General features: G+C 67.2%; 12 protein-coding genes. 8 read left to right on the forward strand and 4 right to left on the reverse strand.

What is annotated here, in order from left to right; all coding sequences use genetic code 11:
* Positions 1-18 precede the first annotated feature (18 nt).
* Genes N536_RS0121075 through N536_RS39065 form a run of 4 tightly spaced genes read left to right on the forward strand, consistent with a single transcriptional unit; the run spans position 19 to position 4,002 of the window.
* The gene (locus tag N536_RS0121075; RefSeq protein WP_029115423.1) at positions 19-1,068 is read left to right on the forward strand and encodes an ABC transporter substrate-binding protein; all 1,050 of its coding nucleotides are present in this window, start codon (positions 19-21) and stop codon (positions 1,066-1,068) included.
* Positions 1,068-2,417, forward strand: coding sequence for an LLM class flavin-dependent oxidoreductase (locus tag N536_RS0121080; RefSeq protein WP_029115424.1), 1,350 nt, complete (start codon positions 1,068-1,070; stop codon positions 2,415-2,417). The genes N536_RS0121075 and N536_RS0121080 overlap by 1 nt, the downstream gene beginning before the upstream one ends.
* A complete protein-coding gene (locus N536_RS39060; RefSeq protein WP_051574651.1) occupies positions 2,414-3,196 on the forward strand; it encodes an ABC transporter ATP-binding protein in 783 nt (260 codons plus the stop codon). Before N536_RS0121080 ends, N536_RS39060 begins: the two co-directional genes overlap by 4 nt.
* Positions 3,193-4,002, forward strand: coding sequence for an ABC transporter permease (locus N536_RS39065; RefSeq protein WP_051574652.1), 810 nt, complete (start codon positions 3,193-3,195; stop codon positions 4,000-4,002). The genes N536_RS39060 and N536_RS39065 overlap by 4 nt, the downstream gene beginning before the upstream one ends.
* A gap of 12 nt (positions 4,003-4,014) precedes the next feature.
* Here N536_RS39065 and mrx1 read toward each other — a convergent pair whose 3' ends face one another.
* Positions 4,015-4,257, reverse strand: a complete 243-nt coding sequence (gene mrx1 / locus N536_RS0121095; RefSeq protein ID WP_029115425.1) for a mycoredoxin Mrx1 — start codon at positions 4,255-4,257, stop codon at positions 4,015-4,017.
* A gap of 93 nt (positions 4,258-4,350) precedes the next feature.
* Here mrx1 and N536_RS0121100 point away from each other — a divergent pair, with 93 nt between their 5' ends.
* Together N536_RS0121100 and N536_RS41650 are read left to right on the forward strand one after the other, a co-directional pair.
* Positions 4,351-6,471 carry an ATP-dependent DNA helicase UvrD2 gene (locus N536_RS0121100; RefSeq protein ID WP_231514595.1) on the forward strand — a complete coding sequence of 707 codons (2,121 nt, stop codon included), beginning with the start codon at positions 4,351-4,353 and terminating at the stop codon, positions 6,469-6,471.
* Positions 6,472-6,938: 467 nt separating this feature from the next.
* The gene (locus N536_RS41650; RefSeq protein ID WP_036437115.1) at positions 6,939-7,214 is read left to right on the forward strand and encodes a WhiB family transcriptional regulator; all 276 of its coding nucleotides are present in this window, start codon (positions 6,939-6,941) and stop codon (positions 7,212-7,214) included.
* Positions 7,215-7,240: 26 nt separating this feature from the next.
* Here the strand turns inward: N536_RS41650 and N536_RS0121105 are convergent, their stop codons facing one another.
* From N536_RS0121105 to N536_RS0121115, 3 genes are all read right to left on the reverse strand, one after another.
* On the reverse strand, positions 7,241-8,575 hold the full coding sequence (locus N536_RS0121105) for an AarF/ABC1/UbiB kinase family protein (protein ID WP_029115427.1): 1,335 nt from the start codon (positions 8,573-8,575) through the stop codon (positions 7,241-7,243).
* Positions 8,576-8,616: 41 nt separating this feature from the next.
* On the reverse strand, positions 8,617-9,432 hold the full coding sequence (locus N536_RS0121110; RefSeq protein WP_029115428.1) for a cyclodehydratase: 816 nt from the start codon (positions 9,430-9,432) through the stop codon (positions 8,617-8,619).
* A 91-nt stretch (positions 9,433-9,523) separates the two neighbouring features.
* Positions 9,524-10,885, reverse strand: coding sequence for a zinc-dependent metalloprotease (locus N536_RS0121115; protein ID WP_029115429.1), 1,362 nt, complete (start codon positions 10,883-10,885; stop codon positions 9,524-9,526).
* A 144-nt stretch (positions 10,886-11,029) separates the two neighbouring features.
* Between N536_RS0121115 and N536_RS0121120 the strand changes: the two genes are divergently transcribed.
* Both N536_RS0121120 and N536_RS0121125 read left to right on the forward strand, forming a co-directional pair.
* The gene (locus tag N536_RS0121120) at positions 11,030-12,052 is read left to right on the forward strand and encodes a PDZ domain-containing protein (protein WP_029115430.1); all 1,023 of its coding nucleotides are present in this window, start codon (positions 11,030-11,032) and stop codon (positions 12,050-12,052) included.
* Positions 12,053-12,140: 88 nt separating this feature from the next.
* A complete protein-coding gene (locus N536_RS0121125) occupies positions 12,141-15,146 on the forward strand; it encodes a UPF0182 family protein (RefSeq protein WP_036437118.1) in 3,006 nt (1,001 codons plus the stop codon).
* Positions 15,147-15,221: the final 75 nt, after the last annotated feature.

A 15,221-nucleotide genomic window follows, 5' to 3' on the forward strand; every position in this document is an offset into this window, starting at 1 on the left:
CGAAACACAGGAGAACCCATGTCCCGCAGACCCATTCGCCTCGTCGGCGCCGCCGTGCTGCTCGCGGCGGCGACCGTACTGGCCGCCTGCTCATCGTCCAATGCGCCAGAAGCGTCGAAGGGGCCGCTGAGCGGCTCGGGAGGCAGCGGCAGCCATCCGGAATGGAGCCAGTACACCTTCACCATCGGCGACAACGGCGGCGACGGCAACGAGGAACTGGCGAAGATCACCGGCGTGTTCGACGATGCGCCCTACAAGGTGAAGTTCGCCCGCTTCGACTACGGCCCACCACTGGTGCAGGCCGCCGTGTCCGGCGACATCGACCTCGGCTCCGTCGGCGACGTACCGCCGATCACAGGAGCGGCGAAGCAGTTCGGGTTCAAGATCGTTGCCGTCCAGCGGGGCGCCGATCCCAACAAGGCACCGGAGAACATCATCGTGCCGAAGGACTCGCCGATCAAAACGCTGGCCGACCTGAAGGGCAAGCGGCTTGCCGTTCCGCAGGGCAGCTCGGCGCACGGCCTGGCGCTGCTGGCGCTCAAGAGCGCGGGACTGACGACCAAGGACGTCGAGCTGGTCTACCTCAGCCCGGCGGCAGGCGGCACGGCGTTCAACACCGGCAAGGTGGACGCGTGGTCCATCTGGAACCCGCAGTCGGCGCTCGCGATCAGCAATGGTGCGCGGATCATCGCCAAGGGTGTCCCGCCGATCGACCAGGTCAACAACTACTACGTCGCGAGCGACAAGTCGCTCAACGATCCGGTCCGGCGTGCTGCCCTCGCCGACGTGCTTGCCCGCGTCGGACGCGAATTCAATTGGGCGCAGCAGAATCCCGATCAGTATGCGAAGGCCATCGCCAAGGAGACGGGCGTGTCGATCGAGGACGCCAGGACCACCGTGGACTCCTATCCGTTCAAGATCACCCAGTTCCTGCCAGAAGACCTGAAGGCCGAGCAGGCGCTCAGTGACGCGTTCTTCGAGGCGGGGGAGATCACCAAGCAGGTCGACGTCAACACCATTGCCGACAATCTGCTGCCCGACGGCTTCGACAGCAGCAAGGCCGCCTGATGGGCACGACGCAGCGGGAACTGCACCTCAACGCCTTCCTCATGGAGGCCGGTCACCACGAGGCGGCGTGGCGGCTGCCCGAGAGCAATCCGCGTGCCGACTTCGATCTGCAGCACTGGATCGAGCTGGCTCAGCTCGCGGAGGCCGCCAAGTTCGATTCGCTGTTCCTGGCCGACGGTCCGGCGCTCACCGGCACCGGCGAGTTCCGGCCGCCGGGCCAGCTCGAACCGCTGACGCTGCTGACGGCGCTGTCCCAGCACACCAGTCGCATCGGGCTGATCGCGACGGTGTCGTCGACCTACAACGAGCCCTACAACCTGGCGCGGCGGCTGGCGTCCGTCGACCACGTCAGTGGGGGGCGGGCCGGGTGGAACATCGTCACCTCGGCCGGTGCTGACGAAGCTGCCAACTTCGGCCTCGAGACCCGCCCCGACCACGCCACCCGCTACGCGCGCGCAGGCGAGTTCCTCGACGTCGCCAAGGCGCTGTGGGACAGCTGGGGGCACGACGCGGTCGTCGCCGACAAGGCGTCGGGCCGGTACGCCGACCCCGAACGGATCCGCGCCGTCGACTACGCAGGCAAGCACTTCAAGGTCGCGGGCCCGCTCAACGTCGAACGACCGCCGCAGGGACACCCCCTGCTGGTGCAGGCCGGCTCCTCCGAGGACGGCAAGGACTTCGCCGCCCGCCACGCGGAGGCGATCTTCACCGCGCACCAGACCTTTGAGCGGGCCGCCGACTTCTACGGCGACATCAAGTCACGCACGAAGGCCGTGGGCCGGGACCCGGACGGCGTGCTGGTGTTGCCGGGCATCGTGCCGTTCATCGGCTCGACGGAGGCGGAGGCGCGAGCACTGGCGCAGCGCTTCGACGAGCTGCGCATCCCCGAATACGGCCTTCGCCAGCTGGCATGGAACTTCGACACCGACCCGTCGGTGTTCGCGCTCGACGCGCCGCTGCCCGACTTCATCCTGGCCCGCCCGAAACTCGAAGGCTCCCAAAGCAGGTCGGACCTGATCATCGAGTTGGCCGTGCGCGAGAAGTTGACGGTCCGGCAGATCCTGTCCCGGCTGGGCGGTGGACGCGGGCACTTCACGTTCATCGGAACACCCGAACAGGTCGCCGACACCATCATCGCCTGGTTCGAGGGTGGCGCCGCGGACGGCTTCAACATCATGGCGCCGGCCCTGCCGTCCACGCTGGAAACCTTCATCGAACAGGTGCTGCCGATCCTTCGCGGCAAGGGCCTGTTCCGCGAGGACTATCGCGGTGCCACGTTGCGTGAGCATTACGGCCTCGCGGCCCCGGCCAACCAATTCGGCTCCGACCATGCACACTTCGGGGTGTGACGTTTCCTGATTCCGGCGTGTCGACCCGAGACGGCCGCGCCGGCGGCCCACCTGCCCTGAACATCAAGGGATTACGAAAGAATTACGCCGGTGGCTTCACGGCAGTGTCGGACCTCGATCTGCAGATCGACGACGGCGCATTCTTCGGTCTGCTCGGTCCCAACGGAGCGGGCAAGACGACCCTGATCGGCTCGGTGTGCAACATCGTCAAGCCGAGCGCGGGGCAGCTGACCGTCTTCGGCCACGACCACCGGACCAGGGAGGCACGCCGCCTCATCGGGCTCGCCGAGCAGGACATCAACGTCGACCGCTTTCTGTCGATCCGGCAACTCCTGATCTACCACGCCGGGTATCACGGCATCGGGCGGAAGACGGCCGTGCGCCGTGCCGACGAACTGCTGGCACTGTTCCGGCTCGACGACAAGGCCGACCGCAGGGGCTACGAACTGTCCGGCGGCATGCAGCGCCGCCTCGTCATCGCCCGCGCGCTGATGCACCGACCGCGGCTGCTGATCCTCGACGAGCCGACGGCCGGGGTGGACGTCGAATTACGCACCGAGATATGGCGTTTCGTCAAGGGCCTCAACGCCGCGGGCACCACGATCCTCCTCACCACGCACTACCTCGAGGAGGCCGAGACGCTGTGCGACGAGATCGCACTGTTGCGGGCCGGCCGGATCGTGGCACGGGGATCGGCGGCCTCCCTCCGAAAGCAGTACGGGGCACGCGACATCTCCGAGGTCTACTCACGGGTCATCGCAGCGGAGCCCACCGCGTGAGCCAGGTCGACGCCGTCGCGCTTCGCGCCGACGATGAACCGTTTCGCGCCGAACGCGCACCGTTCCTCTGGCTCGCCGAGCGAGAGGTGTTGCGATTCCTCAACATTTGGCTGTACTCGATTGCAGGCCCGGTACTGTCCACGATCCTGTTCGTCATCGTCTTCGGTTCGGTGTTGGGCCGTCACGTCGACAGCCCCGACGGCGTGCCCTACGGCCAGTTCATCCTGGGTGGCCTGTTCGCGCAGGCGATCCTGAACGTTGGGTTCTTCAACGGAACGACGAGCCTGTTCGAGGCGCGCCGCGACCGCTACATCAATGACGTCTTCGCCAGCCCGCTGCGGTGGTGGGAGATCAACGCCGCCCTGGTGACCGGCGGGATCGCCCGCGGCGTGATCGTCGGTGCCGGGGTGCTGGCGATCGGCCTGCCGCTGACCCACGGCGGCATCGCGCGGCCCGTCGTGTTCGTCCTGGGCACGCTCGGCGTGTTGGTGGTGGCCGCACAGACTGGCGTCATCGCGGGCAGCCTCGCCAGATCCCTCGACCACGTCTACGCCATGGAGTCGATCATCCTGCTGCCACTGGGATTTCTCGGCGGCATCTTCTATTCCGTTCGGCAGTTGCCGCCGGCCTGGGACCTGGTCAGCCGGATCAACCCGGTCTTCTGGATGGTGCAGGTCGAACGCATCGGCCTGTTGGGCAGCGGTGACGTCAGTGCGCTCGCGGCGCTCGCCGCGTTGTGGGGAATGGCGATCGCGCTGTCGGTGTGGTCGGCCGTCATCTTCGGCACCAACCGCCTCAAGGCTTGAGAAAAGCCCCGGCTAACCGCCGAGCTTGGCCTTGACCTGCTTCGCGCTCGGATTGGTCAGCGTCGAACCGTCGGCGAACTTCACCGTCGGCACGGTCTGATTCCCGCCGTTGACTGACATCACGAACTCGGCCGCCGCCGGTTCGGCTTCGATGTCGACCTCGTTCCAGGAGATTCCCTCGGCCTTCAGCGCCATCTTGAGCCGGGCGCAGAAGCCACACCAGGAGGTCGTATACATGGTCAGTGCAGCACTCATAAGGGGTTCAACATATCCGACCCCGCATACATGCCCCGACCTGACCGCCTGCCGCGGCGGCAATTGTCACAACGCCCTGCCAAGATGGACGCCATGCCGCTCGAGGCTCCCTCCGCCACCCTCCTGAACGACCTCGACGACGAGCAGCGCGAGGCGGTTCAGGCGCCCCGCGGTCCGGTGTGCGTGCTGGCCGGTGCGGGTACGGGCAAGACCCGCACCATCACCCGCCGCATCGCCTACCTGGTGGCTGCGGGTCACGTCGCACCCAGCCAGGTGCTGGCGGTGACGTTCACCTCACGCGCGGCGGGGGAGATGCGGGCCCGGTTGCGTTCTCTGGACACCGAAATCGACACCGGGTCCGGGGCGGGCACCGGCTCGGTGCAGGCGGTGACCTTTCACGCGGCCGCGCGCAGGCAGTTGCAGTACTTCTGGCCGCGCCTGGTCGGCGGCACGGGCTGGGAACTGCTCGACAGCAAGTTCGCCGTGGTCGCGCAGGCCGCCAACCGTGCCGCCATGCAGGCCAGCACCGACGACGTCCGTGACCTCGCAGGCGAGATCGAATGGGCGAAGGCGTCGCTGATCAGTCCGGAGGCGTACCCGGCCACGGTCGCCGAGGTCGGTCGCGACATCCCGTTCGACGCGGCCAAGATCGCGGCGGTGTACGCCGGCTATGAGGCGCTGAAGGCTCGCCGCGACGGAACCACGCTGCTCGACTTCGACGATCTGCTGCTGCATACCGCCGCCGCGATCGAGAACGACGCCGCCGTCGCGCAGGAGTTCCGCGACCGCTACCGGTGTTTCGTCGTCGACGAGTACCAGGACGTCACGCCCCTGCAGCAGCGGGTGCTCGACGCCTGGCTCGGCGACCGGGACGATCTCACCGTCGTCGGCGACGCCAACCAGACCATCTATTCGTTCACCGGAGCCACGCCGCGCTACCTGCTGGACTTCACGCGGCGCTTCCCCGAGGCGGCGCTGGTCCGGTTGGAACGCGACTACCGGTCCACGCCGCAGGTGGTGTCGCTGGCCAACCGGGTCATCGCGGCCGCCCGCGGCCGGATGGCAGGCAGCAAGCTGCACCTCGTCGGCCAACGCGACGCCGGGCCGGTGCCGACGTTCAACGAGCATCCCGACGAGGTCGCCGAGGCCACCGCCGTCGCCAAGGCGATCAAGCGGCTCATCGCCTCCGGTACCGCCGCCGCCGAGATCGCGGTGCTCTACCGCATCAACGCACAGTCCGAGGTGTACGAGGAAGCGCTCACCGAAGCGGGCGTGGCATTCCAGGTGCGCGGTGGCGAGGGCTTCTTCAGCAGGCAGGAGATCCGGCAGGCACTGCTGGCCCTGCAACGCGCGGCCGAGCGCGGCGCGGGGGACGGGGCGGAGTTGGCGCCGCTGGTCCGCGAACTGCTCGAACCGCTGGGCTTGACCGCCGAGCCGCCGGCGGGAACCAAGGCCCGCGACCGTTGGGAGGCGCTTACCGCGCTGGCCGAACTGGTCGACGAGGAGGTTGCCGCCCGGCCGACACTCGACTTGCGCGCCGTGGTCAGCGAATTGCGGCAGCGCGCCGACGCGCGCCACCCACCGGTGGTGCAGGGCGTGACGCTGGCGTCCCTGCACGCCGCGAAGGGGCTGGAGTGGGATGCGGTGTTCCTGGTCGGTCTGGCCGACGGCACACTGCCCATCTCGCACGCGCTCGCGCACGGCCCGGACAGTGAGGCGGTCGAAGAGGAGCGCCGCCTGCTCTACGTCGGGGTCACCAGGGCCCGTGTCCATTTGGCGCTCAGCTGGGCACTGGCTCGGGCACCGGGCGGGCGGCAGGGCCGGCGGCCGTCGCGCTTCCTCAATGGCATTGCGCCACAATTGGGCTCGGATACCGCACCGAGCCGGGCCCGTCGGCAACGTGGCCCCACCCCGAAGTGCCGCGTGTGCAACGGCGCACTGAACACCCCGACCGCGGTGATGCTGCGGCGGTGCGAGACGTGCCCGTCGGACATCGACGAAGAACTGCTCGCCGAGCTCAAGGACTGGCGCCTGCGCATGTCCAAGGAGATGAGCGTGCCCGCCTACGTCGTGTTCACCGACAACACCCTGATCGCCATCGCCGAGACGCTGCCGGGCGACGATGCCGCGCTCGTCGCCATTCCGGGCATCGGTGCGCGCAAGCTCGAGCAGTACGGACCCGACGTTCTCGAGCTCGTCCGGAAGCGCTCGTGAAACTGCCACCTATCGCAAAGATCATGCCAAAACCGCAGGTCAGAAAATTGCTTGTCAGTTTTGCGTGCTAGCGTCTAACCTCAGATACGCCCCGTGGGGCGTCCCAGCAGACAGAAAGGAGGGGACCAAGATCATGGTGAATTTCAATGAATTCTCCGGCGTAGGCGTTGCAGGCATGTCGTGGCCCCTCCATGTCACTGGATCCGCCGCTGCCGCGGCGCACCCCGCCGCCGCGCACGCCACGTTGGGCGCCCAGGCGATTATGCCGCCCAAGCGCCAGCGCGCCGCCGCGACCGTCGCGTCCGTGAATCGAGGCATTACCTAGGTAAGCCTCGAAAAAGCCGAAAAGGCCACGGACCCGAGACCCGGATCCGTGGCCATTGTTTTCGGAAGCTCCGAAATCTTGGTCGCAGGATCCATCAGAAGACAGATGGCCCAAGAAGTAACGACCAGGAAGCAGGAGAGACATGTCAATCCGGACATGCCGCGGGAGGCTGACGGTGCCGTGTCATGTCGGTGATCCAGACTTGTGGTTCGCCGAGAGTCCCAACGAACTGGAGCGGGCGAAGGCGCTGTGCACTGACTGCCCGATCCGGCGTGAGTGCCTGACCTCGGCACTGGAACGTCAAGAGCCCTGGGGAGTTTGGGGCGGCGAGATCATCGACCGCGGAAGCATCGTGGCGCAAAAGCGTCCGCGTGGCCGGCCTCGCAAGAACCCGACCGAGAGCCCCGCTGCGGCTTAGCAGACGAGGCTGCCTAGCGTAGGTCGCTAGGCAGCCTCGTCGGCGAACCCCGGAATCAGTTCCGTGGCAAGCGCTTTGGTCGGGATGTACGCGTCGAGCTGGCAGGCGATGGCCACGTTCGACGCGATCACGCGCATCGGAATCGCCAGCTTGGCTGGGATGTCCATCTGTCTGGCCGCCCTGATCTGCGCGACCGAGCGATCCATGTTGACCGCCGTCATCTTCTGCAGCCACTTGCGGGTGTAGTGGAAGACGTCGGCTTCGAGGGGCTCGACGTATTGGCGCATCATGTCGTCCATGTCGCGCTTGGAAACCTGCTCGCCCTGCTGGACGAACCCGATCTTCTGCATGGTGGCCAGCAGGTTGTCGTAGTCGTCATTGAGCGCGTAGCGCGTCGCTTGACCGATTTCGACGGGAATCCCGCCGGGTAGCGGTGCGACGGCGCCGAAGTCGATGACGCCCATCTTGTCGTCGGGCAGCAGCATGAAATTGCCGGGATGCGCGTCGCCGTGCATCATCTCGAGCCGCCGTGGCGCGTCGTAGGTGAGTTCGAACAGTCGCGCGCCCATCAGGTCCCGCTGTTCCTGGGTGCCCTCGCGGATGATCACCGACATCGGGATGCCCTCGATCCATTCCTGGATCACCACCTTCGGCGCACTCGCGACGATATGCGGCACGACGAAGTGCGGATGGCCGTCATAGGCCTTGGCGAAGGCGCGCTGGTTGTCGGCCTCGAGCCGGTAGTCGAGTTCCATCTCGGTGCGCTCGATCAGTTCGTCGACAACGCCCTGCACGTCTGCGCCCGGGGAGAGCTGCCGCAGCACACTGACCATCCGCCGCATGGTTTTCAGGTCGGCGCGCAGCGCTTCGTCGGCACCGGGGTACTGGATCTTGACGGCGACCTCGCGGCCGTCGGACCACACGGCCTTGTGCACCTGGCCGATGCTGGCCGACGCCACCGGCGTGTCGTCGAACGAGCTGAACCGCTCGCGCCACTTGGTGCCGAGCTGGGCGTCGAGCACCCTGTGCACCTTGGCCGCCGGGAGGGGCGGTGCTTCCCGTTGCAGCTTGGTCAGTGCCTCGCGGTACGGCTTGCCGTACTGCTCGGGTATCGCGGCCTCCATCACCGACAGGGCTTGGCCGACCTTCATCGCGCCGCCCTTGAGTTCACCGAGGACGGTGAACAGTTGCTGTGCGGCCTTGTCCATCATCTCGGCGTTGACTTCGTCCCGCGAACTGCCGGTCAGGCGTTTGCCGAAGCCGAGCGCGGCGCGGCCTGCGATGCCGACGGGAAGGGACGCCAGCTTGGCGTTGCGCGCGGCACGCCCACGTTTGATGTCCGTCACCAGACCATCATCCACGACTTACCTGAACACCCGTCAACTCTGGCCGGCGAATTGCGTCAGCACTCACACCGCGGGTGACGTGACCAGCGGCGACGCACCGTGGAACCGGTACTGACGTCCAACTCCAACGTCGTGTCGAGCGTGGTGGGCGGATCGCCGGCGCGGCGCGGGTCGCCGACCTCGCGGATGGCCTTGAGGACGCGGTCGACTTGGCTGAGCGCGCACGCGGCGGTAGCCAACATGGTGGCCCGGTCGGCGCTGCCGACGGCGTCGCGCAGTTGCGCGGCCAGGGCGGGCCACGCGGCGTCGCGGTCGCTGCGGTGCAGGTCGGCGCAGTGCAGGCAACTGGTCATGCCGGGAATCACCAGCGGACCGACCAGGCCCGTGCCGTCCCTCACCCGCACCGGCAGATGGGGGACGCGGGCGTCGTGCAGATCGCGAACCACCCGCGGGCCGGTGACCAGATAGTCCGACAGCACCACCAGGTCGGTGGTGCCCGGCCGGACGCCGGCGTGGCTGAGGCTGCTGTGCCGGACCCTGGCTCCCGAACAGCGCAGTGCGCCGGCCAACAGATCGGACAACGGCCCGCGGCCGTGGATGCGGATGGACGCCGATCGCGCGGGCGGGGGCGCGGTGGTGACGACCCCGGCGGTGACCAGCGAGGTGACGAGTTCCGGCACGGCCGCCGCATCGGCGACGCCCCGGTTCACCGCGAGGGACTGCAGATCGGTGATCGTGATGCCGGACTGCATGACGCGCAACAGATCGGCCAACGCGGCGGCGGACAACCCGTCGGGCGGATGGACCATCAGGGCGCGTCGAGGGTCCCATCCGACTTGAACGGCACCGTCGGGGCGAAGCAGCACCGGCATCGCCGGATCGAGCGTATGGCGCAACACGTGACGACTCTGCCACGCAACGCGGCCCGGCCGTTTTAGTTATCCACAGGCTGCAGCCTGAGCTCTACTCGCCGCTGTCCTTCTCGTCGTCGTCCTTCTTCTTCTCGTCGTCCTGCAGATCGGCGATCGCCTGCTCGATGCCGCTGGTGTCGCCACCGAGGATGCCGTCGATGAACGCGGACGGGTCGTCGAGGTCCTCGGAACTCGGAAGGAGGTCGGGGTGCTGCCACACGGCGTCGCGGGCATCGGCGCCGACGGCCTTGGTCAGCCGCTCCCACAGCACCGCGGCCTCGCGCAGCTTGCGCGGTCGAAGCTCCAGCCCCACCAGCGTGGCGAACGTCTGCTCGGCGGGTCCGCCGGTCGCGCGGCGTCGACGCAGGGTCTCACTCACTGCCGACGTCCCCGGAATGCGTTCGCCCAGTGCGTCATTCACGACGGTCTGCACCCAGCCGTCGATGAGCGCGAGAAGCGTCTCGAGCCGCTCCAGCGCCGCGACCTGTTCGGGCGTCGCCTTCGGTTCGAAGATGCCCTGGTTGAGCAGCTGCTCCATGGCCGACGGGTCGGTGAGTGACTCGGGGTTGAACCCGCGGGTGAACTCTTCGAGCCCGCTGGTGTCGACCTTCATGCCCCTGGCGAACGCCTCGATGGCGTTGAGCAGCTGGGTCGACAGCCACGGCACGTGGCTGAACAACCGGTGGTGCGCCGCTTCGCGCGCGGCAAGGAACGTCAGGATCTCGCTGCGCGGCTGTTCGAGGCCCTCGGCGAGCGCCTCGATGGCGTCGGGCATCAGCGCGGCCACGCCCTTGGGGCCCAACGGAAGCCCGATGTCGGTGGAGGTCAACACTTCTCGCGACAACGTGCCGAGTGCCTGGCCGAGTTGTGAACCGAATGCCATGCCGCCCATCTGAGACATCATCGCCAGCAGGGGTCCAGCCATGCTCTTGGCCTCTTCGGGCAGCGTCGATGCCCACACTCCCGAGATCTGTTCGGCCACCGGATCGCAGAGGCGCTTCCAGGTGTTCAGCGTGTTGTCGATCCAGTCGCTCGGCGTCCACGCCGCCGACTTGGTGGTGCCTGCGGGCAGCGCCGTCACGCCGTCGAGCCAGGTGTCGGCGAGGTGTACCGCGTCGGCGATGGCCTTGGTGGTGGTCTCCGGTACCGGCTTGACGAATCCGATCGAGCTGGACGCCAGCTGCCGGGCCAGGTCGTAGTTGACGGGACCGGACTGCGCGCCGGAGCCCATCACGTTGCCGGCGCCGCTGAACATCTCACCCAGCTTGGTGAAGATCTGGCCCAGGTCGGACATGTCGAAGCCGGCCCCGCCGAACCCGAACGGATCGGACGGCGAGCCCGATTTCGGGTCCTTCTCGGGCTTGTCGCGGTCGGGGTCGTCCCCATGGGAGAAGCCGAAGGGCAGGTCAGCCATGCTTCAACCGTACTCACCGTCACGACGCCAGGTGGGGCGGCGGGTCACGCTGAGAGTGAATTCGCGCTGTCGAGTGTTGCCCCGCATGCCGGGGAGAGCACTGCGACCGGGGGATTGGCTGAGCAGAGCCCTAATGTGGGCGTCGTGAACAGGCGGATTCTGACCCTCGTCGTGGCGCTGGCGCCGATCGTGGCGTTCCTCGGGCTGCTGACCGCGGTGACCGTGCCCTTCGTCGCGTTGGGGCCGGGTCCGACGTTCGACACGCTCGGCGAGGTCGACGGCAAGCAGGTCGTCGACATCGAGGGCACCACCGTCCATGCCACGTCGGGGCACCTCAACATGACCACCGTGTCGCAGAGTGACGGCATCACGCTGGGCCAGGCGCTCGCGTTGTGGATGTCGGGCCGCGACCAATTGGTGCCGCGCGACCTGGTCTACCCGCCGGACAAGTCCAAGGACGAGATCGACGAGGCCAACAACACCGACTTCCGGCGGTCGGAGGACAGCGCCGAGTACGCCGCGTTGTCCTACCTCAAGTACCCGATGGCGGTCACCGTCGAAAACGTCACCGATCCGGGGCCGTCGGCGGGCAAGCTGAAGTCCGGCGACGCCATCGACATGGTCAACGACAAGCCCATCGCGAACCTCGACGAGTTCACCGCGCTGTTGAAGGCGACGAAACCCGGTGACCAACTGGTGATCGACTACCGCCGCAAGGGTGACGGCGTCGGCACCACGACGATCACGCTCGGCAAGAACGAGGACCGTGACTACGGCTTCCTCGGCGTCGGTGTGCTCGACGCGCCGTGGGCGGACTTCACCATCGACTTCAACCTCGCCAACATCGGCGGCCCCTCCGCGGGGCTGATGTTCAGCCTCGCCGTCGTCGACAAGCTCACCACCGGCGACCTCAACGGCGGGAAGTTCGTCGCAGGCACCGGCACCATCTCCGGGGACGGGAAGGTGGGACCGATCGGCGGCATCACCCACAAGATGGTCGCCGCGCAGGAGGCGGGCGCCTCGATCTTCTTGGTGCCTGCGGACAACTGCGACGAGGCGCGTTCGGCGCACGACGACGGCCTGCAGCTGATCAAGGTCGACACTCTCACTACGGCAGTAGATGCGTTGCACGCGGTTTCCGCCGGTGGCGAACCTCCCCATTGCTGAGAAGTCGCTTGGCGACCAGTGCGTAGAGTTGTGGCACGTCGGAAGGGCGACGTGTGCAAGTAGACACCCCCGAGAGCGGAGTTGACGAGTGGGTATGCGGCCCGCGGCGAGGATGCCGAAACTGACGCGGCGTAGCCGGATTCTGATCGCCATTGCCTTGGCCGTCGTCGTCTTGTTGTTGATCGGGCCACGCCTGGTCGACACCTACGTGGACTGGTTGTGGTTCGGTGAGCTGGGTTACCGCTCCGTCTTCACCACGGTGTTGGTCACTAGATTGGCCGTCTTCGTAGTCGGGGCGGTGTTGATCGGTTCCGTGGTGTTCGCCGCGTTGGCGCTGGCCTACCGAACGCGGCCGGTCTTCGTCCCCACCGGGGGCCCGAATGATCCGGTGGCCCGCTATCGCACCGCGGTGATGGCGCGGCTGCGGCTGATCGGCATCGGCGTCCCCGTGGCCATCGGGATCCTGGCGGGCATCGTCGCCCAGACCTACTGGGTCCGGGTGCAGCTGTTCCTGCACGGTGGAAGCTTCGGCGTCACCGACCCGCAGTTCGGGTTGGACCTCGGCTTCTACGCGTTCGACCTGCCGTTCTACCGGCTGGTGTTGAGCTACCTGTTCGTCGCGACGTTCCTGGCGTTCGTCGCCAACCTGTTGGGCCACTACCTGTTCGGGGGCATCCGGCTGGCCGGTCGCACCGGGGCACTGAGCCGGTCGGCGCGCATCCAGCTGATCTCGCTCGGCGGCACGCTGATCCTGCTCAAGGCGGTCGCCTATTGGTTCGACCGCTACGAGCTGCTCAGCCACACCCGCGGCGGAAAGCCGTTCACCGGTGCAGGCTACACCGACATCAATGCGGTGCTGCCTGCGAAGCTGATCCTGCTGGCCATCGCGGTGATCTGCGCGGTGGCGGTCTTCTCGGCGATCGTGCTGCGCGACTTGCGGATTCCCGCCATCGGCGTGGTGCTGTTGCTGCTCTCGTCGCTGATCGTGGGTGCGGGCTGGCCGCTGATCGTCGAGCAGATCAGCGTCAAACCCAATGCGGCGCAGAAGGAAAGCGAGTACATCAGCCGGAGCATCACCGCCACGAGGCAGGCGTACGGGCTGACCGACAAGCAGGTCACCTACCGCGACTACAGCGGCAACAGCTCCACCACCGCCCAGCAGGTGGCGGCCGACCGGGCCACGACGTCGAACATCCGGCTGCTCGACCCGACGATCGTCAGCCCCGCGTTCACGCAGTTCCAGCAGGGCAAGAACTTCTACAACTTCCCCGACCAGCTGGCCATCGACCGGTACAACGGGCCGGACGGTGCGCTGCGCGACTACGTCGTCGCGGCCCGGGAACTCAACCCGGACAGGCTGATCGACAACCAGCGCGACTGGATCAACCGGCACACCGTGTTCACCCACGGCAACGGGTTCATCGCCTCGCCGGCGAACACGGTGCGCGGCGTGGCCAACGACCCGAACCAGAACGGCGGCTATCCGGAGTTCCTGGCCAGCGTGGTGGGTGCGAACGGAACCGTCGTGTCGCCCGGCCCGGCGCCGCTGGATCAGCCCCGCATCTACTTCGGCCCGGTCATCGCCAGCGCGGCCGACGACTACGCGATCGTCGGACGCAACGGCACCGACCGCGAGTACGACTACGAGACCAACACGGAGACCAAGAACTACACCTACACCGGCTCCGGTGGGGTGCCGATCGGGAACTGGCTGTCGCGCTCGGTGTTCGCCGCGAAGTTCGCGGAACGGAACTTCTTGTTCTCCAACGTGATCGGCTCCAACAGCCGGATCCTGTTCAACCGCGACCCGGCCGACCGGGTGGAGGCGGTGGCGCCGTGGCTGACCACCGACAGCAGCGTGTACCCGGCCATCGTGAACAAGAAGATGGTGTGGATCGTCGACGGTTACACCACGCTGGACAACTACCCGTACTCCGAGTTGACGTCGTTGTCCTCGGCCACTGCGGATTCCAGCGAGGTGGCGCTCAACCGGCTGGCTCTGGACAAGCAGGTGTCCTACATCCGCAACTCGGTGAAGGCCACGGTCGACGCCTACGACGGCACGGTCACGCTGTACGCCCAGGACGACCAGGACCCGGTGCTGCAGGCCTGGATGAAGGTGTTCCCGGGAACGGTGAAGCCGAAGAGTGAGATCAGCGACGATCTCGCCAAGCATCTGCGTTATCCCGAGGACCTGTTCAAGGTGCAGCGCGCGCTGTTGGCCAAGTACCACGTGAACGATCCGGTGACATTCTTCTCGACGTCGGACTTCTGGGACGTGCCGTTGGATCCCAACCCGACGGCGAGCAGCTACCAGCCGCCGTACTACATCGTCGCCAAGGACATTGCGCAGAACGACAATTCGGCGTCATTCCAGTTGACCAGTGCGATGAACCGGTTCAGACGGGACTTCCTGGCGGCCTACATCAGCGCGAGTTCCGATCCGGCGACGTACGGCAAGATCACGGTGCTGACGATTCCCGGTCAGGTCAACGGTCCCAAGCTGGCGTTCAACGCGATCAGTACCGATACCGCGGTCAGTCAGGACCTCGGTGTCATCGGCAGGGACAATCAGAACCGGATTCGATGGGGCAACCTGCTGACCCTGCCCGTCGCGCAGGGCGGACTGCTGTACGTGGCGCCGGTGTACGCCTCGCCGGGGGCCAGTGACGCGGCGTCGTCGTATCCCCGACTGATTCGCGTGGCGATGATGTACAACGACAAGGTCGGCTACGGCCCAACGGTCAGCGATGCGCTGGACGAGTTGTTCGGGCCCGGCGCGGGTGCCACGGCCACGGGCCCGGCACCGGTAGCGGGCCAGCCGGCGCCCCCGGCGTCACCGCAGGGCAACGGGCAGCCGCCCGCTGCGCCGCCGCCAGGGCAGAATCGTGCGCCTGAGGTGCCGACGCCCGTCGCGGCGGTGCCGGGCGGGGGAGCGGTACAGCTGTCGGCCGCGAAAGCCGCTGCGCTGCAGGACGTCAACTCGGCGCTCGATGGGATCCGGACGGCTCAGCAGAGCGGCAACTTCGCCGAGTACGGCGAGGCGCTGCAGCGGCTCGACGATGCCATCGCGGCGTACCGGGACGCGAAGTAATGCCCCGCGAGCGTGCGCGTCTGCTGCTCGACACACCGTGGTCGGCAGCAGTTCACGCACGCTCGCGGCTGGTCA

The sequence above is a fragment of the Mycobacterium sp. URHB0044 genome (assembly GCF_000620625.1).
GTDB lineage: Bacteria > Actinomycetota > Actinomycetes > Mycobacteriales > Mycobacteriaceae > Mycobacterium.